This is a genomic window from Neorhizobium sp. T25_27 (assembly GCF_002968565.1).
In the GTDB taxonomy this organism is placed as follows: Bacteria; Pseudomonadota; Alphaproteobacteria; order Rhizobiales; family Rhizobiaceae; genus Neorhizobium; species Neorhizobium tomejilense.
Map to the genome: position 1 here is coordinate 349,593 of NZ_PVBJ01000001.1, position 19,690 is coordinate 369,282.

The following is a 19,690-nucleotide window of genomic DNA, read 5'->3' on the forward strand; positions in this document are numbered from 1 at the left end:
ACACTCCGGCACGCGGCGAAGGAGTATCTGGCAATGGCCTTCATCTAGGGCGTTCATCGGCAAGCGCCGTACACAGTTCGTTCAAGATAATTTTATTGCCGGGTCGCGAGCAAAAGCCCGCCGGTGAGAGCGGGCTTCGTGCGTTCGGACGAGATTGCGGATCAGTCGGCGAGGTCAGCCGGAACCTTGCCGCCGTTTTCGGCGAGCTTCTTCATCAGCGCCTTGTGGAGCCAGACGTTCATGGTCGCGGAGTCGTTGGTATCGCCGGTATAGTGCAGCTCGGCGGCCAGTTCCTTGCGGGCCGTAAGGCTGGAATCGAGATCGAGCGCCTTCATCAGGTCGACGATCGACTTGCGCCAATCGAGCTTCTGGCCGCTCTTCTTGACCGCTGCGTCGAGTATGGGCGTGATGTCGACGGGACCCGACGACGGCGTTGCCGAAGGGATGGGCGTCGGATTGGACGCCGGGGCGGCGGACGCGGAAACCGGAGCGGCCGGTTTCAGAGGTTCGGCGGCCGGTGCTGCTTCATCCGCGCCCCAAATCGCATTCTTGATCTTGTCGAATATACCCATTGTTGCAATCTCCCTCGGGTTAAATCCGAATAGGAACCTAAGCTAGAACAATGATTTCTCAAGTGGCAGCCGCGGGTTATTCGACCCGCGGCGCACGAATATCAGATCAGGCCGTGCCCCAGATGGCTTCGGCGGTCTTGACGACGAGTTCCAGCTTCCGCTTCTGGTCGTCCTCGGTGATCGAATTGCCTTCTTCGGTCGAGGCGAAACCGCATTGCGGGGCAATGCCGAGCTGGTCGATATCGACGAACTTGGAGGCTTCGTCGAAGTGACGGCGCAGCGAATCGAGCGTTTCCAGTTCACCGGTCTTGGTGGTGATGAAGCCCGGATAGACGCGCTGCTTGGAACCCTTCTGGAGAAGGCTCAGCGGCTGCAGGCCGCCGGCACGCTCGGTGTCGTATTCCATGAAGAACATGTCGACGCCGGTCTTGTTGAAGATCGCGTCGGCCGCTGCATCGTAACCGCCTTCGGCAGCCCAGGTGGAGCGGAAGTTGCCGCGGCACATATGCATGCCGATCAGCATGTCCTTCGGGCGGTCCTTGATCGCTTCATGCATGGTCAATGCGTATTTCTCGATCAGCCAGTCCGGATCGTAGCCTTCCTCGCGCTTCATGGCGCGCTGCTTCTCGTCGCCGAGATAGGCGAAGTAGATGTCGTCCATCTGCAGATAACGGCAGCCGGCTTCGTAGAATTTCTGTACGGCCTTGGCATAGGTGCGGGCAAGGGCTGCGAAGAGCGCTTCCTGGTCCTGGTATTCCGGATAGGTCACGTCGGCGCGGGCGGTGCGGTAATGGGCGACGCTCGGGCCGGGGATGGAGATCTTTGGCGTCACCTTGGTGTTGGCGGCGAGGAACTTGAAGTGTTCCAGATGCGGATGATCATCCGGGAAGTCGAGCTTGCCGTTGATGGTCGGGAAGGTCGGCGGCAGTTTGACGCCGTGGAAGGTAACGCCCTTGTGGGCTTCGCGGGTGACGAATTCCATGCCGTCGAGCAGGCCGAGGAAGTCGTAGTGCCAGAAGTGGCGACGGGCTTCGCCGTCGGTCACGACCTTCAGGCCGACGCTTTCCTGCAGCTTGACGAGTTCCCGGATGCCTTCGTCTTCGACGGCCTTCAGCTCGTCTGCGGAAATGCTCTTGTCTTCATAGAACTTCTTGCGGGCTTCCTTGACGGAAGCGGGACGCAGCAGCGAACCGACATGGTCGGCTCTGTAGGGAGGTGTAGACATTTGAAATCTCCTTCATGCGCAACACGGTGATCGCGCCCATTGCTGGACGGCCGGCTGGGAAACCGGCCTTCGCCGCGGCGGACACGACCATATTTCAGACATTGATTCAACCTCTTCCCGATCCGATTCCGTTGTCGCGCGCAAGCCTTTGATGCGGAATCTCTTTTGCCTAGAGGCCCAGCGCCGTCAGCATCACGAAGGTAGCGAAAAGAACGAAATGGGTCATGCCTTCGATGGCGTTGGTCTGCCCGTCGTTGAGGTTGATCGCGGCGGCGATCAGGGTGACGGCGACCATGACGGTCTGAACCGGCGTCATCGCCATGACGAAGGGCTGGCCGCTGTAGAGCGCGATGCTCTCCATCACCGGCACGGTGAGGATGACGGTCGAGAGTGAGGCGCCCATGGCTATGTTGACGACGGACTGCATGCGGTTGCGCAGTGCCGCGCGCAGGGCGGTCAGGATTTCGGGCGCTGCGGAAATCGCGGCAACCACGACAGCCATCAGTGTCAGCGGTGCGCCGCTGCCCTCCAGCCCGGCATTCATGAAGCTGGACATGAATTCGGCGAGGAAGCCGATGATCAGGACGCCGACAAGGATGGCGCCGATCGAGATCGCCGAGGGTTCGTGTTCGGCTTCCTCTTTCGGCGTCTGGCCGCCGGTCGCCGCCTTGGCGCGCGGATAGGTGTAGCTGAAGAAATAGCTGTGCGGACCGACCTGCATCTTCAGGAAGACCGCATAGAGCGCAACCATCGCGCAGATCGTGAAGGCGGAATAATAGTGCCAACGGTCGCCGGGAATGAACTCCGGGACGATCATGGAAATGCCCATGGCCGTCAGGATCATGACGCTGTAGGTGCGGCTGGAATCGTCGTTATAGGGCTGCTCGCCATGGCGAAGGCCGCCGAGCAGGGCGGCAAGCCCAAGGATGCCGTTGATGTCCAGCATCACCGCCGCATAGATCGTGTCGCGCACCAGGGTGGGCGAGCTGGTATTGCCCATCATGATGGCGAGGATCAGCACTTCGACCGCCACTGCCGACAGCGTCAGGATCATCGTGCCGTAGGGATCGCCGACCTTGTGGGCGAGCACTTCGGCATGGTGGGCGACACGGGTCGAGGCGAGAATGATGATGCCGATCAGGACGACGGCGGCGATCAGCGAAGCCGTTCTGCCGGCATCGAGCAGGGAATGTTCGACGGAATAGGCGACGAAGCCTGCGGCCAGCGCGACGATGAGAAATCTTTCCTGCTTCAGCAGGGACAACAGACCCACGTTCCGCTCCTGACCTTGGCCGATGACAATCTAAGGCGGCAACCTGCGGCATCAAGCAAAGTTCCGCTTTCGTGTCGAGGATTTGCGGTCGGCGGCCTTTGATGTCATAATTTATGACGTGATTTGCGATGTGGCTTGGAACTTCGCGGTACCTTTTCAATTTCTCACCCCGGTGCCGCGACAGGACAAGGATCCGAATGGATCGAGGCAGCCGTAAAAGACAGGAGGGAGTATGACCAAGGTTACCTATAAAGTCGTGCCGCATGACGGCGGCTGGGCCTATCGCCAGGGCGACGTCTATTCGGAAACTTTTCCCAGCCATTCAGACGCCTTGCAGGCGGCGCGCATCGTCGCGGCCGAACAGCAGGTCGGCGGAGACCCGGAAGAAATCAGCTGGCAGGATGAAAAGGGCATCTGGCACACCGAATACAGCGAGGGTGGCGACCGGCCCGAGGCCGAGGTCATGGATGGCGACGAGGCGCCGACCACCCACTGAAGAGGTCAGCCGCGGACATAGTCCAATAGGCCTTTGACGAGCGCGTCGAAGGTGACGCGCCAGCGCGGGGACGATTTCAGATTTTCATGCATGGCAACCCAGGTGTCGAGCGGCAGCTCGAAAACATCGGGCAGCACCCGGACCAGATCCGGATCGCGACGGGCAATGCCAACCTGGCATATGCCGATGCCGACAGCTCCGCGGATCGCCGCCAGTTGGGCGAGATTGTTGTCCGCCTTGTAGCTCCAGCGAATATTTTCGATATCGAGAAAGGCCGGGGAGGTGGCCCGGATACGGTCCGCAGCGGCGCGAACGAAGGCGGTGCGACGGTCGAAGCCGATCAGCCTATGGGCGGCGAGATCGTCCGGGCTTTGCGGAACCCCATGCCGGTCCAGATAACGTCGATGGGCAAAAAGCCCGAGCGGGATGTCGCCGATATGGCGGGTGACGAGCGCATCCTGGACCGGAGTGGTCATGCGCACAGCAATATCCGACTCGCGCCTTAAAAGATCCTCCAACGAATCCGAGAGTGACAGTTCCAGTTCCAGCCCCGGATGCTGGTCCTGGAGGCTGGCGAGGATCGGCGGCAGGATTTCGACGCCGATCACCTCGCTGGCGCTGATCCTCACTGTTCCCTTGACCGCGCCGATCTCGCCTGAGGCCAGCCGCTGCATGGCGGCGGTCGTGATGGCGAGGTTCTCCGCATAGGGTTTCATCGCGAGCGCCGGCTCGGTCGGCAGCAAGCCTTGTTGCGAGCGGGTGAAGAGCTGGTAGCCCAAGGCCTGCTCGAGAGCGTCGATATGGCGACCGACGGTCGGCTGCGTCAGGCCGAGATCGCGCGCCGCAGCCGACAACGAGCCGAGCCGCAGGACGGCGAGGAAGGTTCGATAGAAATCCCAGCTGATGGTATTCATTTTTGTATGGATGCCAAAGGTATTCTGCCAATTCCGTATAGAAGCGAATGGCGCGATAGTCCAGCCAACGAAACGCATGCAGCTGGAAGGATTATCGCCATGTCGGGACTATCGAACTCCAACCCCGGTCTAAAGCCCATCGCCCTCGTTCTCGGCGCCACCGGCGGGATCGGCGGCCATGTGGCGCGGGGCCTTGCCGCACGTGGCTGGACCGTCCGCGCCCTCAACCGCAAGGCCGGGGAGGCGGCAAGGCGGGAACCTCGCTTTCACTGGCTCCAGGGCGACGCGATGAATGCAGCCGATGTCCGCCGCGCCGCCCAGGATGCCAGGCTGATCGTCCATGCGGTTAACCCGCCCGGCTACAAGGATTGGGAAAAGCTGGTCCTGCCGATGCTCGACAACACGATCGCGGCGGGACGCGCCGTCGGCGCCCGCATCCTGCTGCCGGGCACGGTCTATAATTACGGGCCGGATGCCTTTCCCGAGATCACCGAGGAAAGCCCGCAGAACCCGGTGACGCGCAAAGGGGCGATCCGGGTCGAGCTGGAACGACGGCTGGAAGCCGCTTCGAACGAGGGCGTGCCGGTGCTGATCGTGCGGGCCGGCGATTATTTTGGTCCCGGCGCGGCGAACAGCTGGTTTGCCCAAGGCCTGGTGAAACCCGGCAAGCCGGTTCGGTCGGTCAGCCGGCCAAGCGCCGAGGGCGTCGGCCATCAGTGGGCATATCTGCCGGACGTGGCCGAGACCATGTTGCGGCTGATCGACCGCGAGGGTGAACTGCCGCGTTTCGCCCGCTTCCAGATGCGAGGTTTCTGGGACCGGGACGGCAGCGAAATGATCGCGGCGATCGGCCGGGTCGTCGGGCAAAAGCCGAAGGTCAAGGCGTTTCCATGGTGGCTGCTGAAGCTCGGCTCGCCCTTCGTGCCGATATTCCGGGAGCTCGGCGAGATGCGCTATCTCTGGAAGGTGCCGGTGCGAATGAGCAATGACAACCTGCGGGCCTTCCTGGGCGAAGAGCCTTCGACGCCGATAGACGAAGCAATTCGGGCGACGCTTGCCGATCTCGGCTGTATCGAGCCTAAGGCTGTAAAGCCGGTGGCACTTTTGGCCTGAGCGGTATTCTCAAAAGGAAAGGGCCGCTTTTAGGCGGCCCCTTCCGAAATCCATCAGGCGACCGCTTCGAGCGCCGGGTAGTCAGTATAGCCCTTGGCGCCGCCGCCGTAGAAGGTGGACTTGTCGGCCTCGTTGAGCGGCGCATTGTCCTTGAGGCGCTGGACGAGATCCGGGTTGGCGAGGAAGAGCTTGCCGAAGGCGACCGCGTCGGCATAACCGCTTTCGACGGCCTTGGAGGCGCTTTCGCCGTCATAACCGTTGTTGACGAGCCAGCCGCCCTTGCCGCCGGCCTTGCGGTAAATATCCTTGAGTTCCTGGTAATCGAAGGGCTTGTCGCCCTGGAAGAACGCGCGGTCGCCGCCGGTGGCACCTTCGATCAGGTGGATGAAGGAGAGGCCGCGAGGACCGAGCTGCTCGACCACATGGTTGAAGACGGCCTGCGGATCGGGATCGCTGACGCCATTGGCCGGTGTCACCGGCGACAGGCGGATGCCGACGCGGCCGGCGCCAATTTCCTTGGTCACCGCATCGACGACTTCCACCAGGAACCGCGTCCGGTTCTCGATCGAGCCGCCGTATTCGTCCGTGCGCTGGTTGGCGCCCGACTTCAGGAACTGGTCGATCAGGTAGCCGTTGGCGCCGTGGATTTCGATGCCGTCGAAACCGGCGTCGATAGCGGCGCGGGCGCCCTTGGCGAAATCAGCGACGATGCCGGCGATTTCCGCATGTTCCAGCGCGCGGGGGGCGGAGGTATCGACAAAGGCGCCGTTGCCATCCGGATTGATGATGTAGGTCTTGCCGCCGGCGGGAATGGCCGAGGGTGCAACGGGAGCGCCGCCGTTCGGCTGCAGGGAGGTGTGCGAGACACGGCCGACATGCCAGATCTGGGTGACGATCTTGCCGCCCCTGCGGTGGACGGCATCCGTCACCTTCTTCCAGCCTTCGATCGCCTGCGGCAGATAAAGGCCCGGCACGTCCGCATAACCCTGGCCCTGCTGGCTGACCGGAGTGCCTTCGGTGACGATCAGACCCGCGCTGGCGCGCTGTTCGTAATAGGTGACATTGAGGTTGTTGGGGATCGCTTTCGGCGAACGGTTGCGCGTCAGGGGTGCCATGACGACGCGATTGGCGAGTTCGATATCGCCGAACGTGGTCGGATCAAAAATGCTGGCCATTGGAAAATTCCTTATGCTGTTGGGAGGAGAGGCGGGGGGATCAGAGGGTCGATCTGAGATCGTCGAGGAAGGCCGCGATGGTTTTTTCGTCGCGGTGGTAGAATGCCCATTGGCCGACCCGGTCGATTTTCACCAGGCGGGCTTTCTCGAGCGTCGAAAGATGCGCCGAGACCGTGGATTGGGAGAGGCCGCAGCGTTTTTCGAACTGGCTGGCGCAGATGCCCATTTCGAGCGGATGCGCCTGATCGCAAAAATGACGTTCCGGCTCCTTCATCCATTCCAGGAATTCGACCCGGACCGGATGTGCCAGCGCTTTCAGAATTTCCGTCTTGTCCATGATCAGGATCCAATATCGGAGTTTCCCGATATATAGATCGTCGGATGACGATTTAAAGGGAGCGGTTTGCGGAGAAGCGGGGGATTGTAAAAAAAATGGGCCGCCGGATCGCTCCGAGGCCCAATAATTGTGAAGGTCAAAACCTCCAGAGGGGAACAGCCGGCACAGACGACAGGGACGTCGCCGAAGCGCGCCAGCTGAACTCAATATGGGGAGCCAGGTTTCGCTCGACAAGGGTATGGATGGGATATTGAACAGAAGTTTTCACGCGGACTGCGGCGGCGGAAACCGGTGAATGAGCCACGGCAGAATTCAGGGCAAAAAAAGAGGGCCACTGGATCGCTCCAGGGCCCTATAAGTGTGAAGGTCAAAAAAACCTCCAGAGGGGAACAGCTGCTGCGGCGGAACTGGGAGGAAAAGCCGCCATGTGCATCAGCTGTGAGCGATATGGTGGTTTTTTGTGCAGTGAACAATACTCTTTTGTGCAGGACAGCCATGCGTGAGGTGCAACGCTTTAATTTAATGCGCTCAGTGGTTACATATCAGGCGGCCGCAGAAGCCGCGAAATCCCCAGCGTTCTAGGGTTTTCGGGGGCATATCCGGTCCGGACCGGCGCCGGTCAGAAGCTCCAGTTGCGGGCCTTGCCCACCACGAAATCGCGGAAGACTTTCAGCTTCGCGGCGTTCTTCATTTCATCCGGATAGCAGAAATAGGTGTCGAAGGACGGGATGTCGGCATTGATGGCCAACTGAATCAGCCCCGGATCGCGGCCGACGATATAATCCGGCAGGCAGGCGATGCCGATTCCCAGCAGGCAGGCGCGCTTGATCGAGGTCTGGCTGTTGATCTGCAGATGCGGCGTGCGGGTATTGTCCGACGACCGGCCCGCGTATTCCAGCCAGTTGACGTCGAGCAGGTAGTTCGGCGCCGGTTCCCCGAAGGTGATGATGCGATGTTGGTCGAGATCCTCGACGGATTGCGGCTCGCCGTAACGGTTGATGTAGGAGGGGGCGGCATAGACGTGCATGTGCACGGTGAAGAGCTTGCGCTGGATGAGGTCGGACTGCACCGGCTGACGAAGCCGGATGGCGCAATCCGCATGGCGCATGTTGACGTCCACTTCCTCGTTGTCGAGGATCAGCTGGATCGACATTTCCGGATAGAGCTGCAGGAATTCCTGCACCTTGTCGGTGAGCCAGCCCTGGCCGAGGCCGACGGTCGTCGTCACGCGCAGCTTGCCGGACGGCTTTTCCGTCGTCTCGGTGAGCTGCATCTTCACGGTTTCGAGCTTCAGGAGCACGTCGTGGGCGGTGCGGTAGAGAAGCTCACCCTGTTCGGTAAGGATCAGGCCGCGTGCGTGGCGATGGAAGAGTTTTACCCCGACATCCTGTTCCAGCGCGCTGACCTGACGGCTGATCGCCGACTGGGAAAGATGCAGCTTGTCGGCCGCATGGGTGAAGGATCCCGCCTCCGCCGCCGCGTGGAAAATGCGCAGTTTATCCCAGTCGAGCGGCACACCCATCGTTCAACGTCACTCCGCGGCTATGGCAACCGGCTGGATGCCGGAGAGGTAACGTTCGGCCTCGAGCGCTGCCATGCAGCCCATGCCGGCGGCGGTGATCGCCTGGCGGAAAGTGTCGTCCGTCACGTCGCCGGCGGCAAACACGCCGGGCACGTCGGTGGCGGTCGAATCCGGCGCCGTCCAGAGATAGCCGTTCGGCTTCATCTTCAATTTGCCCTGGAACAGTTCGGTCGCCGGCGCATGGCCGATCGCCACGAAGACGCCGTGGATCGGGAAGTCGGTGACGGTACCCGTCTGGGTATTGCGCAGCTTGACGCCCTCGACGGACGGCGGCATCGGCGCCTTGGCCGGCTTGCCGGTGATCTCGGCGATTTCGGTGTTCCACAGCACGTTGACGTTCGGGCGTTGGAAAAGGCGTTCCTGCAGGATCTTTTCGGAACGGAAACTATCGCGGCGATGCACCACGGTCACCGTCTTGGCGATATTCGACAGGTAGAGCGCTTCCTCGACCGCGGAATTGCCACCGCCGACAACGATCACGTCCTTGTCGCGATAGAAGAAGCCGTCGCAGGTGGCGCAGGCGGAGACGCCAAAGCCCTGGAACTGCTGTTCGGTTTCGATGCCGAGCCATTTTGCCTTGGCGCCGGTCGAGATGATGATCGTCTCGGCGGTCCAGACGGCGCCAGAATCGGTGCGCACGGTGAAGGGGCGATGGTGGAGTTCGACCTCAGTGACGAGGTCGTTGACGATCTCGGCGCCTACATGGGTCGCCTGTTTCAGCATCTGCTCCATCAGCCAGGGACCCTGGATCGGATCGCCGAAGCCCGGATAGTTTTCGACATCCGTGGTGATCATCAGCTGGCCGCCCTGTTCCATGCCGGCGATCAAAACCGGTTTCAGCATGGCGCGCGCCGCATAGATGGCGGCCGTATAACCGGCCGGGCCGGAGCCGATGATCAGGACCTCGGTATGACGGGAGGACATGGAGTAATTTCCTTTCAAAGACCGGTCGACGTTTCGTTGCCCCTCATATAGGTGGTCGATGTCCGGTCTGCCGCTTTAGAAGCGCCATGTAAGATCGATCCATGCAGCAATGCAAGGGCAGCCTTGCACTAACAACAGATCAGTTGGCATGGAAACCGAAGCCCAAGCGTCCCAAGACATATTCTTGCGTAAAATTCCTCTTGCGATAAAAGCACTGCAGAATTGAAGGGGACCTATGTGCTTCGCGCCGATCTTGATGCCATCGACCTAAAAATCCTGCGGGAATTGCAACGTGACGGGCGCATGACCAATGTCGAGCTCGCAGAACGCGTCGGCATTTCCGCCCCGCCCTGCCTGCGCCGCGTGCGCAAGCTCGAGGAAGCCGGTATCATCGAGGGCTATCACGCGCTTCTCAACGCACCGAAACTGGGCGTGGATCTCGTCGCCTTCTGCATGGTCGGGCTGAAGCGCCAGTCGGACGCGGACCTCAAGGCCTTCGGGGCGAAGGTCCAGCAATGGCCGATGGTGCGGGAGGCCTGGATGGTCAACGGCGACAGCGATTTCCTGCTGCGCTGCGCGGCCCAGAACCTCACCGTCTTCCAGGATTTCGTCATCGAGGTACTGACCGCCGACCAGCATGTCGATACCGTCCGCACCATGCTGACCATCCGTCAGGTGAAGCATCTGGGGCTGGTGGAAATCTGAGAGCCTGCCTCGAAACGAGTCCTAGTCGGGTTTCCCCGGTGTCAGGCCGATCTGCACCTGCCTAGCCGTGACCAGTCCGTTCGCTCCGTAGCTGGCACTCCATTCGATGCGGAAATGCTCGCCCGGCTTGGTGATCTCCAGTGCGAGAATGATACCGGGCACCATGTCAAAATTGGCACACTCGATTGAACTCACGCCCTCAAGAGCGAGAGTAATTGTCGCGTGCTTTTCGAGGACGAAGTATCCTTCGGAATCCACCTTGTCCGTCATATTCCAGGCGTGGATGCGCAGCAGCCCCGCTCCCTTGCCGGAGAAGGTGAGCTCAAGCAGGTTGGCATCATGGAAGCGCGGCGCGCGCCCGAACCACTCGACGACCGCCTTGCCTCCGGGAATGTCGTGCAGCATGGACTCGGTTGTCATGATGGCCTCCGTTCAGCCCTTCGTAGAAACGCGAAACCGCTTCTTGTGAATGAATGCGATCAGCTTGTCTTCCATCAGGCGCCGCTGCTTGGCGAACGCGTAGAACCATTTCCGCTTGTTGGTTTTTCTGGCCCGGCCGGAGCTCGCCAGGATTTCGCTTGCGGCATCCGTGGTGGTGACGGGCGAGGGCCAGAAGGAATAACCGTGGCCGGTACGGGTCAGCCAGTGGCGGAAATAATTGTCGACCGGCGCGAACATCTTGCCGTGTTCCTCGATGAAGAGCCGCGCGCCTTCCCGCGACCAGACGATTGCGCTCGTCGTCATCGGGAAGTAATGGGCGGCCACCAGTTCGCAGTCGTGTCCGCCGATGCCGTAACGGGCGAGCGGTGTGGCGATCTTCAGCTTGTTGTTGCCGATATTGATCAGCCGCCAGTCGGGATCGACCTTTTCGAGATCTGGCAGGGCCGCTTCGAGCAGTTCGACCGGGTTGCAGAGCGGCAGCGCATCGTCTTCCAGCACCAGTGCATAACGGGCGTCGGATTTCAGGAAATGTTCGGCAACTTTCAGGTGGCTGCGGTAGCAGCCGATTTCGCCGCCGACGAGGGTGCGGCCCATATAGCTCTGGGCGCGCTCGGCGTCGTAGTCCGGGATCGTCGCGAGATCGAACTTGCGGCCGTCGACGGCGGAGATCCGCTCGAAGGCGATGCCGAAGGCTGAAAGACGGTCGCTGATGGTCTGCAGGCGGTCATTGCTGCCATCCAGATTGATGACATAGGTCTCAAGCGATTGCATTTTACCCTTTTTCGGCGAGGAGGCGCAGCGGCTTTTCGTCCGCCACGGCCGCTTCCGTCGCCGGTAGACTTGTGATGGGTGCGTCGACTTGGTCGAAGCTGTTTGAGCTTTGCTATATCGTGGCCCGGCCTTTTTGGGAACAAGCGGGGCTTTCTTCCCGATAACATCGGCCGAACCGGTGCGGAAGGGTCACTGCAGCCCCATCCTGCCCAGCCCCCAAGATTTCAGCGACAACCATTCCCATACCCCTTGCGCAGGTTTTTCAACCGTAACATATAGGCGGCGCTGCCTATAGATGCTGGTTTCCGGTACAAAGCGGCGGAAAACGGACAGGCGAGGCGACATCGATGCGGGTTCACCAGTATATTTTCGGCAAGGACGGCGGAGCGGAGAAGTTCTTCGTGCATCTGGTCGGCGCGCTTGCGCGGCGTGGCGTAGAGCAGACGGCCGTAATGCGCTGGAACCGCCGCTGGAAGCCGGATGTCGAGGCCCATGCGCGCGTCATCGAAAGCAATTTCCGCAACCTCTCCATCGACCGTATCCTTCTGCCGATGAAGGTGCTTTCCATGGCAAAGCGGGACAAGGCCGACGCGATTATTTCCTGGTCCACCCGCGGTGCTCGCCTGATGCCGGATTATAAGGGCGGTATCAAGCTCTCCCGTCTCGGCGACTATCCCACCCATCTCGGCTATTTCAAGAATTCCGACATTCTCGTCTGCAACACGCCGGGCATTGCCGATCATGTGCGCAACAATCTCGGCTGGACCCGCGGCGTCGAGGTGATTTCGAACTTCACGGACACGTCGGTCGTGGCGCCGATCTCAAGGTCGGTTGCCGATACGCCGGACGGTGTGCCGCTGATCATGACGATGGGCCGTTTCGTCAAACGCAAGCGTTTCCACCTGCTGATCGAGGCGATGACGGCGGTGCCGGACGCCTATCTGTGGATCGCCGGCGACGGCGAGGAGCGGGAAGCTCTGGAAGCTGTCATGCGAGAGCACAAGATGGAGAACCGGGTGCGGTTCCTCGGCTGGCACAAGGATACGCGGCCGTATCTTGCCGCCGCCGACATCTTCATCATGCCATCCAGCCACGAGCCGCTCGGCAACGTCATTTTCGAGGCATGGGCGCAGGGCAAGCCGGTGATCTCCTCGCGCTCGGAAGGGCCCTCCTGGTTCGTACAGCACGGCGAAAACGGTCTGCTCGTCGATATCGACGACGTCCCGGGCTATTCGCACGCCATCAACCAGTTGATCGCAGATCCTCAGCTGGCTGCGAGCCTTGGCGAAAAGGGCAGGGCGACGCTGGTCGGACAGTTTTCGGAAGAGGCGGTGGCGAACGCCTATATCGAGCTTTTCAAGCGGAAGCCGTGATCCGGTAGATATTACCGAGCAGTTTGGCCTCGCCCTCGATGCTGAAATTTTCGACCGCGTGGGCGCGGGAGCGGGCCGAGGCGGCCTTGCGACGGGCTTCGTTGTCCATGAAGGCCTCTGCGGCCCCGGCCATGGCATCGACGCTGTCGCGGGCGATGATCACGCCGGTCTCTTCGTCGCCCGTCACCAGAAGCTCAGGGAAGGCGCCAACATCGGTGGCGATTACCGGGACCGCGGTCGCCATGGCTTCCAGCGGCGTCAGCCCGAAACCTTCCCAGCGCTGCGGCGCGATGAAGAGGTCGAGGGCGCGATACCATTCGTTGATATCGGTATGCTCGCCAACGAACAGGATGCGGTCGGCAAGGCCGGCGGCGGCGACCTTGTTCTTCAATCCGTCCTCGAAATCCACATGCGGGCCGGTGGCGCGGCCAGCGACAATCGCCGACCAGTCCTTGCGCTCGGAAAGCACCCGGATCATCGAATCCACGAAGAGATCGGTGCCCTTCTGGCGCCGCACGCGGCCGAAGCAGCCGACGATCTTCTGTGCCGGATCGAGGCCGCGGGCACGCTTGGCCTCACTCTTGTCCGAGGGCGGCGAGAAGCGGACGGTATCGATGCCGTGCAGCACCACGGTGTTCTTGACCGTCAGGTAATCGGCCGTCTTGCCGCTGGTGGCGATCACGCCGTCCATCTTCGAAACCAGCCATTTCGTCCAGCCGGTATGGTGCCGTTGCGAGGCGGAGGTGAAGAGGATCTTCAGCGGCATGCGCAGCACGTCGCGCATGAAAATTGCCGGCAGCATCTCTATATTCCGGCGCGCGTGCCAGATCCGGCACCGCTTGCCGCGCGGCGGCGACCAGAGGCGGAAGAGGTCGCGGTAACGGATATGCGGCAGATCGGCAGGCAGACCAGGGCCAAGCGCTGCGACCTTCTGGCCGAGCGATCTCTGGACTGGCACGAGCTGGATGATCGTCGACGTGACGCCGGAGAGGCGCCGCTTGAAATTCGGCGCAATCACTTCGACGTCACGGATATCGATGATGGCGGGATCGCCGCTTTTACCCACGGGCGGTCAGCCCCAGGAAATGGCGAGGATTTCGTAGGCCTTGGAGCCGCCGGGGGCGACGACTTCGATGGAATCACCCTTTTCCTTGCCGATCATCGCACGCGCGATCGGCGAAGAGATGGAGATGCGGCCGGCCTTCACATCGGCTTCCTGGTCGCCGACGATCTGGTAGACCTTTTCCTCTTCCGTGTCCTCGTCGATAAGTTTGACGGTCGCGCCGAACTTGATCTTCGAGCCGGACATCTTGGACAAATCGATGACTTCGGCGCGCGCTGTCAGATCTTCGAGTTCCGTGATGCGGCCTTCGTTATGGCTCTGGGCCTCCTTGGCAGCGTGGTACTCGGCGTTTTCCGAAAGGTCGCCATGGGCGCGCGCTTCTGCAATTGCCTCGATGATACGGGGACGCTCCTCCTGCTGGCGCCAGCGCAGCTCTTCCTGCAGTTTGGAAAAACCGCTCTGCGTCATCGGTACCTTTTCAACCATTTCCTTGTCCTTCAGGCGCATGCCCGCGGATGCCGCGGACACAAAAAGAAACAGGTTCCGGAGCGAAACTTCGGAACCATCGTAAAATCAGAATGTGGGTCACTATAACAGAATTTCGACAGCGAGTGCTAGGAATTTCGAAACCTTGTCCGTGTGGCCTCCCGCAGCATGTGGATCTAAGCGGTACCATTTGTCAATGACTTGGCGGGCCGCAAAAGAACATTTAGTGAACGTTCTAGTGAAGAAGTCGCTGAAAGAACGCCTGGCGATCCTTTCGGATGCCGCCAAATACGATGCTTCCTGTGCCTCCAGCGGAACTGTGAAGCGGGACTCGTCCGCGACAGGCGGGCTCGGTTCGACGGAGGGTTCCGGGATCTGCCACGCCTACGCGCCGGACGGGCGGACGCTCTTCGTGACGGTGCATCCGTCCTATCTGCTGCGCATTCACGACGAGGGCAGGAAGGCGGAGGAGCTTGCCCGATTCAGGCAGGACATGAACCGGATCAAGCGCTTGGCGGCGTGAACTGAGAGACTGAATCAGGTGGGGATTCTGCGGCGCAATCGAGGCTGGGATTGATGCGGGTGTTCTGGAAGCATTAAATTAAAGGTTGTGCTTTTTTGTGGATGTTGTTCTAACTTAACTGCGATGTGAGGGGTGGTTCCGGGGGCGACAATGACCAGCACATATATAATTTCTGCAAGAAAGCGTGAGGGCACCAACTTCACCGAAGAGCCAGGGCCGATAAGGTTCCTCAAGGTTCCGAGCGGCGTCAATCACTACGATGCTAGTCATGTCATTTCCAGCAGCAAGGATTGGGTCTCCGAAGTACAGGGGCTTGCGGATGGAGACGAGAATCCGAATTCGATTGGCCCGAGTGGCGACGTGCTCATATTCATTCATGGCTATAACAACGCCATTTCCAATGTGATCGAGCGAGTCAGGCAGCTAAAGGAAGATATGAAGGCTGAGGGTTGGCGCGGGGAAATCGTTGCGTTCGACTGGCCTAGCGACAATCAGACTCTGAACTATCTGGAGGACCGATGGGATGGTGCGGCCGTCGCTGCCGAGCTTGTGACCAAGGGCATCCTTTTGCTCAGCCAGGCGCAGAAGGCCGGTTGTGAGACCAACGTGCACCTGATAGCCCATTCTGCAGGGTGCTATGTCACCCTTGAGGCTTTTGCCCAGGCCGAGAAGAAGGGGGAGCTCTTCAAGAGCGATTGGCGCATGGGGCAGGTAGCATTTATCGCGGGTGACGTCTCCAGCGATAGTCTTGCTCTGTCAAGCGATTGGAGCCAGCCCATGTTTAGGCGGATCATGCGCTTTACCAATTATTCCAATCCGTTCGATTCAGTGCTCGCTGTCTCCAATGCGAAAAGACTCGGCGTTGCTCCGCGCGCGGGGCGTGTTGGCTTGCCGATCCTCGTCAATTCGAAAGCGGTGGATGTCGATTGTGGCGATTATTTCGAGGGTGTCGATCCGAAGTCGCAGCCGAGTCTCGGCTCCTGGACGCATTCCTGGCACATTGGCAATCGGCTGTTTGCCCGAGATCTCTCCATGACACTCGAAGGCGCAATTGACCGCCACGCCATCCCAACCCGGAAAATGAAAAATGGCCGCTTGACCCTTCAAGAGGGAACACGGCCAAAGTTCCAGGGCGACTGGCATATCAAGGACGATGCGAAGACGGCGTCCGCTCGCATCGCCTGATATGGCTCAGAAATAGCTCTGCAGCGGGCGGACTTCGAGATTGCCGGCTTTCAGCGCCTTGATTGCCATGGCGGCGGCTTCGGCGCCGGCCATGGTGGTGTAGTAGGGCACCTTCTGCATCAGCGTCGCGCGGCGCAACGACTTGCTATCCGAGATCGCCTTGTTGCCGTCCGTGGTGTTGATGACGAGCTGGACCTGGCGGTTGCGGATCGCGTCCTCGATATGCGGGCGACCTTCGAGCACCTTGTTGATGCGGGTGGAGGCAATGCCCTGTTCGGCAAGGAAGCGGGCGGTGCCGCCGGTTGCAAGCACCTTGAAGCCGATATCGGTCAGGATGCGGATCGCCGGGAGCACGCGGGCCTTGTCCTCGTCGCGCACGGAGACGAACACCGTGCCGTCGCGCGGCAGTTCGACACTGGCGCCGAGCTGCGACTTTGCGAAGGCCAGCGCGAAATCCGTGTCGAGGCCGATGACTTCGCCGGTCGAGCGCATTTCCGGGCCGAGCAGGATGTCGACACCTGGGAAGCGGGCGAACGGGAAGACCGCTTCCTTGACCGCGATGTGCTTCAGCGCACGCGGATCCGGCTTGGTACCGTAGGCGGCAAACGTCGCGTCGAGCTTTTCGCCGGCCATGACGCGGGCGGCGATCTTGGCGATCGGCGCGCCGATGGTCTTTGCGACGAATGGCACGGTGCGCGAGGCGCGCGGGTTGACTTCCAGCACGTAGACCGTGCCGTCCTTGATGGCGAACTGCACGTTCATCAGGCCGACGACATGCAGGGCCTTGGCCATGGCCTTGGCCTGGCGCTCCAGCTCGTCGATCATTTCCGGCGAAAGGGTGCGCGGCGGCAGCGAGCAGGCGCTGTCGCCCGAATGGATGCCGGCCTCCTCGATATGTTCCATGATGCCGGCGACATAAACGTCGGTGCCGTCGCAGACGCAATCGACGTCGACTTCGATCGCATTGCTCAGGTAGCTGTCGAACAGAAGCGGGTTCTTGCCGAGCAGGGTGTTGATCTGGCCGGTCTTGTCGTTCGGGTAACGCTGCTTGATGTCTTCCGGCACCAGGCCCGGCACGGTGTCGAGCAGGTAGGTCTGCAGCATCGATTCCGAGTGGATGATCTGCATGGCGCGGCCGCCGAGAACGTAGGACGGGCGCACGACCAGCGGGAAACCGATTTCGGCGGCGACGAGGCGGGCCTGCTCGACGGAATAGGCGATGCCGTTGTTCGGCTGATTCAAATCGAGCTTCATCAGAAGCTTCTGGAAACGGTCGCGGTCTTCGGCAAGGTCGATCATGTCGGGCGCGGTGCCGAGGATCGGGATGCCGTTCTTTTCGAGCGCCTCGGCAAGCTTCAGCGGCGTCTGGCCGCCGAACTGGACGATGACGCCGACCACTTCGCCCTTTTCCTGCTCGGCGCGCAGGATTTCGATGACGTCTTCAGCGGTCAGCGGCTCGAAATAGAGGCGGTCCGACGTGTCGTAGTCGGTCGACACGGTTTCGGGGTTGCAGTTGATCATGATCGCTTCATAGCCGGCATCCTTCAGCGCGAAGGCGGCGTGGCAGCAGCAATAGTCGAACTCGATGCCCTGGCCGATGCGGTTCGGACCGCCGCCGAGGATGACGACCTTCTTGGCGGCCGAGACTTCCGCTTCCGAACGCAGACTGCCGACGAAGGGCGTTTCGTAGGTCGAGTACATGTAGGCGGTCGGCGAGGCGAATTCGGCGGCGCAGGTGTCGATGCGCTTGAAGACGGGGCGGACGTTCAAGCTGTTGCGGAGCTCGGCGACTTCCTTCGGGCGTTTTTTGGTGAGGCTTGCGAGGCGGGCATCCGAGAAGCCCATGGCCTTCAGCATGCGCAGGTTTTCGGCGTCGTCCGGCAGGCCGTGCTCGCGGATGCGGGCCTCCATGTCGGTGATCGCCTTCAGCTGGGCGATGAACCACGGGTCGATCTTGCAGGCCTCGTGGACTTCGCCCTCGGTGAGGCCAAGGCGCAGCGCCTGGGCGACCATGCGCAGCCGGTCCGGGGTCGGCGTGCCGATCGCGGCGCGGATGGCGTTCTTGGAATTCTCGCCTTCCTCGAAGCCGGGGATTTCGATCTCGTCGAGGCCGGTCAGGCCGATTTCGAGGCCGCGCAACGCCTTCTGCAGCGATTCCGCGAATGTGCGGCCGATCGCCATGACTTCGCCGACCGACTTCATCGCAGTGGTCAGGACCGGCGAAGCGCCCGGGAATTTTTCAAAGGCAAAACGCGGGATCTTGGTGACCACGTAGTCGATCGACGGTTCGAACGAAGCAGGTGTGGCGCCGCCGGTGATGTCGTTGTCGAGTTCGTCGAGCGTGTAGCCGATCGCGAGCTTGGCGGCGACCTTGGCGATCGGAAAGCCGGTGGCCTTCGATGCGAGCGCCGACGAGCGCGAGACACGCGGGTTCATCTCGATGACGACGAGGCGGCCGTCCTTCGGGTTGACGGCGAACTGCACGTTCGAGCCGCCGGTCTCGACGCCGATCTCGCGCAGGACCGCGATCGAGGCGTTGCGCATCATCTGGTATTCCTTGTCGGTCAGCGTCAGCGCCGGCGCGACGGTGATCGAATCGCCCGTGTGGACGCCCATCGGGTCGATGTTCTCGATCGAGCAGATGATGATGCAGTTGTCCGCCTTGTCGCGGATCACCTCCATCTCGTATTCCTTCCAGCCGAGCACCGACTCTTCGATCAGCACTTCGGTGGTCGGCGAAGCGTCGAGCCCGCCGCCGACGATCTCGAAGAATTCCGAGCGGTTATAGGCGATGCCGCCGCCGGTGCCGCCCATGGTGAAGGAGGGACGGATGATGGCAGGCAGGCCGACCACGTCGATCGCCTGGGCGGCGATCGCCATGGCGTGGCTGATGTAGCGCTGCTTGCGGTCGGTCTCGCCGAGGTTCCACTGGTTTTCGAGCGCGTCGAGCGCCTTGTCGAGATCGGCGCCGGAAAGGCTTTCGCGCAGCTTGGCGCGTTCGGCCTCGTGGACTTTACGGTCGGTATCCTTGATGTCGGTGGCGTTAGCCAGCATCGACTTCGGCGTTTCAAGTCCGATGCGGGACATCGCCTCGCGGAAGAGGGCGCGGTCCTCGGCCATGTCGATGGCAGCCGGCTTGGCGCCGATCATCTCGACATTGTAGCGGTCGAGCACGCCCATCCGCTTCAGGGAGAGCGCGGTATTCAGTGCGGTCTGGCCGCCCATGGTCGGCAGCAGCGCGTCCGGCCGTTCCTTGGCGATGATCTTGGCGACGACTTCGGGCGTGATCGGCTCGACATAGGTCGCGTCGGCAAGGCCCGGATCGGTCATGATCGTCGCCGGGTTGGAGTTGACCAGGATGACCCGGTAACCTTCTTCCTTCAGCGCCTTGCAGGCCTGGGTGCCGGAATAATCGAACTCGCATGCCTGGCCGATGACGATCGGACCCGCGCCGATGATGAGGATCGATTTCAAATCTTGGCGCTTGGGCATGGGGTATCTTTCCGCTTTTTTCCTGCGCGGAAAACCGGCG

General features: G+C 61.2%; 18 protein-coding genes and 1 pseudogene. 6 read left to right on the top strand and 13 right to left on the bottom strand.

From position 1 onward, the window contains the following. Positions 1-161: 161 nt before the first annotated feature. The 3 genes from C5J24_RS01845 to C5J24_RS01855 all read right to left on the bottom strand — a co-directional run bounded on the left by C5J24_RS01845 (position 162) and on the right by C5J24_RS01855 (position 3,070). A complete protein-coding gene (locus tag C5J24_RS01845) occupies positions 162-572 on the bottom strand; it encodes a DUF3597 domain-containing protein (protein WP_105415155.1) in 411 nt (136 codons plus the stop codon). Between the two features lie 106 nt (positions 573-678). Continuing rightward, positions 679-1,797, bottom strand: a complete 1,119-nt coding sequence (locus C5J24_RS01850; protein WP_105415157.1) for a 5-methyltetrahydropteroyltriglutamate--homocysteine S-methyltransferase — start codon at positions 1,795-1,797, stop codon at positions 679-681. A 169-nt stretch (positions 1,798-1,966) separates the two neighbouring features. Beyond that, the gene (locus tag C5J24_RS01855) at positions 1,967-3,070 is read right to left on the bottom strand and encodes a calcium:proton antiporter (protein WP_105415159.1); all 1,104 of its coding nucleotides are present in this window, start codon (positions 3,068-3,070) and stop codon (positions 1,967-1,969) included. 232 nt (positions 3,071-3,302) lie between these two features. Here C5J24_RS01855 and C5J24_RS01860 point away from each other — a divergent pair, with 232 nt between their 5' ends. After that, positions 3,303-3,566: a DUF2188 domain-containing protein gene (locus C5J24_RS01860; protein WP_105400533.1), complete on the top strand. Its 264-nt coding sequence runs from the start codon at positions 3,303-3,305 to the stop codon at positions 3,564-3,566. Positions 3,567-3,571: 5 nt separating this feature from the next. Here C5J24_RS01860 and C5J24_RS01865 read toward each other — a convergent pair whose 3' ends face one another. Continuing rightward, positions 3,572-4,480 carry a LysR family transcriptional regulator gene (locus C5J24_RS01865; protein ID WP_105415161.1) on the bottom strand — a complete coding sequence of 303 codons (909 nt, stop codon included), beginning with the start codon at positions 4,478-4,480 and terminating at the stop codon, positions 3,572-3,574. Between the two features lie 99 nt (positions 4,481-4,579). Here C5J24_RS01865 and C5J24_RS01870 point away from each other — a divergent pair, with 99 nt between their 5' ends. After that, positions 4,580-5,593 (top strand): NAD-dependent epimerase/dehydratase family protein, encoded by a 1,014-nt coding sequence (locus tag C5J24_RS01870; protein ID WP_105415163.1) that lies wholly within the window; start codon positions 4,580-4,582, stop codon positions 5,591-5,593. 53 nt (positions 5,594-5,646) lie between these two features. Here C5J24_RS01870 and C5J24_RS01875 read toward each other — a convergent pair whose 3' ends face one another. From C5J24_RS01875 to trxB, 4 genes are all read right to left on the bottom strand, one after another. Then, positions 5,647-6,768 (bottom strand): alkene reductase, encoded by a 1,122-nt coding sequence (locus C5J24_RS01875; RefSeq protein ID WP_105415164.1) that lies wholly within the window; start codon positions 6,766-6,768, stop codon positions 5,647-5,649. 40 nt (positions 6,769-6,808) lie between these two features. Further along, a complete protein-coding gene (locus C5J24_RS01880) occupies positions 6,809-7,105 on the bottom strand; it encodes a helix-turn-helix transcriptional regulator (RefSeq protein WP_046603889.1) in 297 nt (98 codons plus the stop codon). 619 nt (positions 7,106-7,724) lie between these two features. After that, a complete protein-coding gene (locus C5J24_RS01885) occupies positions 7,725-8,621 on the bottom strand; it encodes a LysR family transcriptional regulator VtlR (RefSeq protein WP_046633779.1) in 897 nt (298 codons plus the stop codon). Between the two features lie 15 nt (positions 8,622-8,636). Further along, positions 8,637-9,611 carry a thioredoxin-disulfide reductase gene (trxB, locus tag C5J24_RS01890; protein WP_105415166.1) on the bottom strand — a complete coding sequence of 325 codons (975 nt, stop codon included), beginning with the start codon at positions 9,609-9,611 and terminating at the stop codon, positions 8,637-8,639. Positions 9,612-9,848: 237 nt separating this feature from the next. Here trxB and C5J24_RS01895 point away from each other — a divergent pair, with 237 nt between their 5' ends. Continuing rightward, complete coding sequence (locus tag C5J24_RS01895; RefSeq protein ID WP_046633781.1) at positions 9,849-10,316, top strand: Lrp/AsnC family transcriptional regulator; 468 nt, start codon at positions 9,849-9,851, stop codon at positions 10,314-10,316. A 21-nt stretch (positions 10,317-10,337) separates the two neighbouring features. Here C5J24_RS01895 and C5J24_RS01900 read toward each other — a convergent pair whose 3' ends face one another. Together C5J24_RS01900 and C5J24_RS01905 are read right to left on the bottom strand one after the other, a co-directional pair. Further along, the gene (locus C5J24_RS01900) at positions 10,338-10,736 is read right to left on the bottom strand and encodes a hypothetical protein (protein WP_105415168.1); all 399 of its coding nucleotides are present in this window, start codon (positions 10,734-10,736) and stop codon (positions 10,338-10,340) included. 12 nt (positions 10,737-10,748) lie between these two features. Then, the gene (locus tag C5J24_RS01905) at positions 10,749-11,528 is read right to left on the bottom strand and encodes a glycosyltransferase family 25 protein (protein ID WP_105415170.1); all 780 of its coding nucleotides are present in this window, start codon (positions 11,526-11,528) and stop codon (positions 10,749-10,751) included. Positions 11,529-11,875: 347 nt separating this feature from the next. Between C5J24_RS01905 and C5J24_RS01910 the strand changes: the two genes are divergently transcribed. Beyond that, positions 11,876-12,901 carry a glycosyltransferase gene (locus tag C5J24_RS01910; protein WP_105415172.1) on the top strand — a complete coding sequence of 342 codons (1,026 nt, stop codon included), beginning with the start codon at positions 11,876-11,878 and terminating at the stop codon, positions 12,899-12,901. Here the strand turns inward: C5J24_RS01910 and C5J24_RS01915 are convergent. Continuing rightward, positions 12,885-13,943, bottom strand: coding sequence for a glycosyltransferase family 4 protein (locus C5J24_RS01915; protein WP_105400936.1), 1,059 nt, complete (start codon positions 13,941-13,943; stop codon positions 12,885-12,887). The genes C5J24_RS01910 and C5J24_RS01915 overlap by 17 nt on opposite strands. Before the next feature lie 30 nt (positions 13,944-13,973). After that, positions 13,974-14,450, bottom strand: a complete 477-nt coding sequence (gene greA, locus C5J24_RS01920) for a transcription elongation factor GreA (RefSeq protein ID WP_105400937.1) — start codon at positions 14,448-14,450, stop codon at positions 13,974-13,976. Between the two features lie 238 nt (positions 14,451-14,688). On the opposite strand from greA, the pseudogene C5J24_RS32180 reads away from it, so the two are divergent. After that, a pseudogene (locus tag C5J24_RS32180) lies at positions 14,689-14,859 on the top strand (radical SAM protein); the annotation flags it as partial. A 264-nt stretch (positions 14,860-15,123) separates the two neighbouring features. Further along, positions 15,124-16,158 carry an alpha/beta hydrolase gene (locus C5J24_RS01930; RefSeq protein ID WP_105415174.1) on the top strand — a complete coding sequence of 345 codons (1,035 nt, stop codon included), beginning with the start codon at positions 15,124-15,126 and terminating at the stop codon, positions 16,156-16,158. Between the two features lie 6 nt (positions 16,159-16,164). Here the strand turns inward: C5J24_RS01930 and carB are convergent, their stop codons facing one another. Continuing rightward, positions 16,165-19,650 carry a carbamoyl-phosphate synthase large subunit gene (carB, locus tag C5J24_RS01935; protein ID WP_105415176.1) on the bottom strand — a complete coding sequence of 1,162 codons (3,486 nt, stop codon included), beginning with the start codon at positions 19,648-19,650 and terminating at the stop codon, positions 16,165-16,167. Positions 19,651-19,690: the final 40 nt, after the last annotated feature.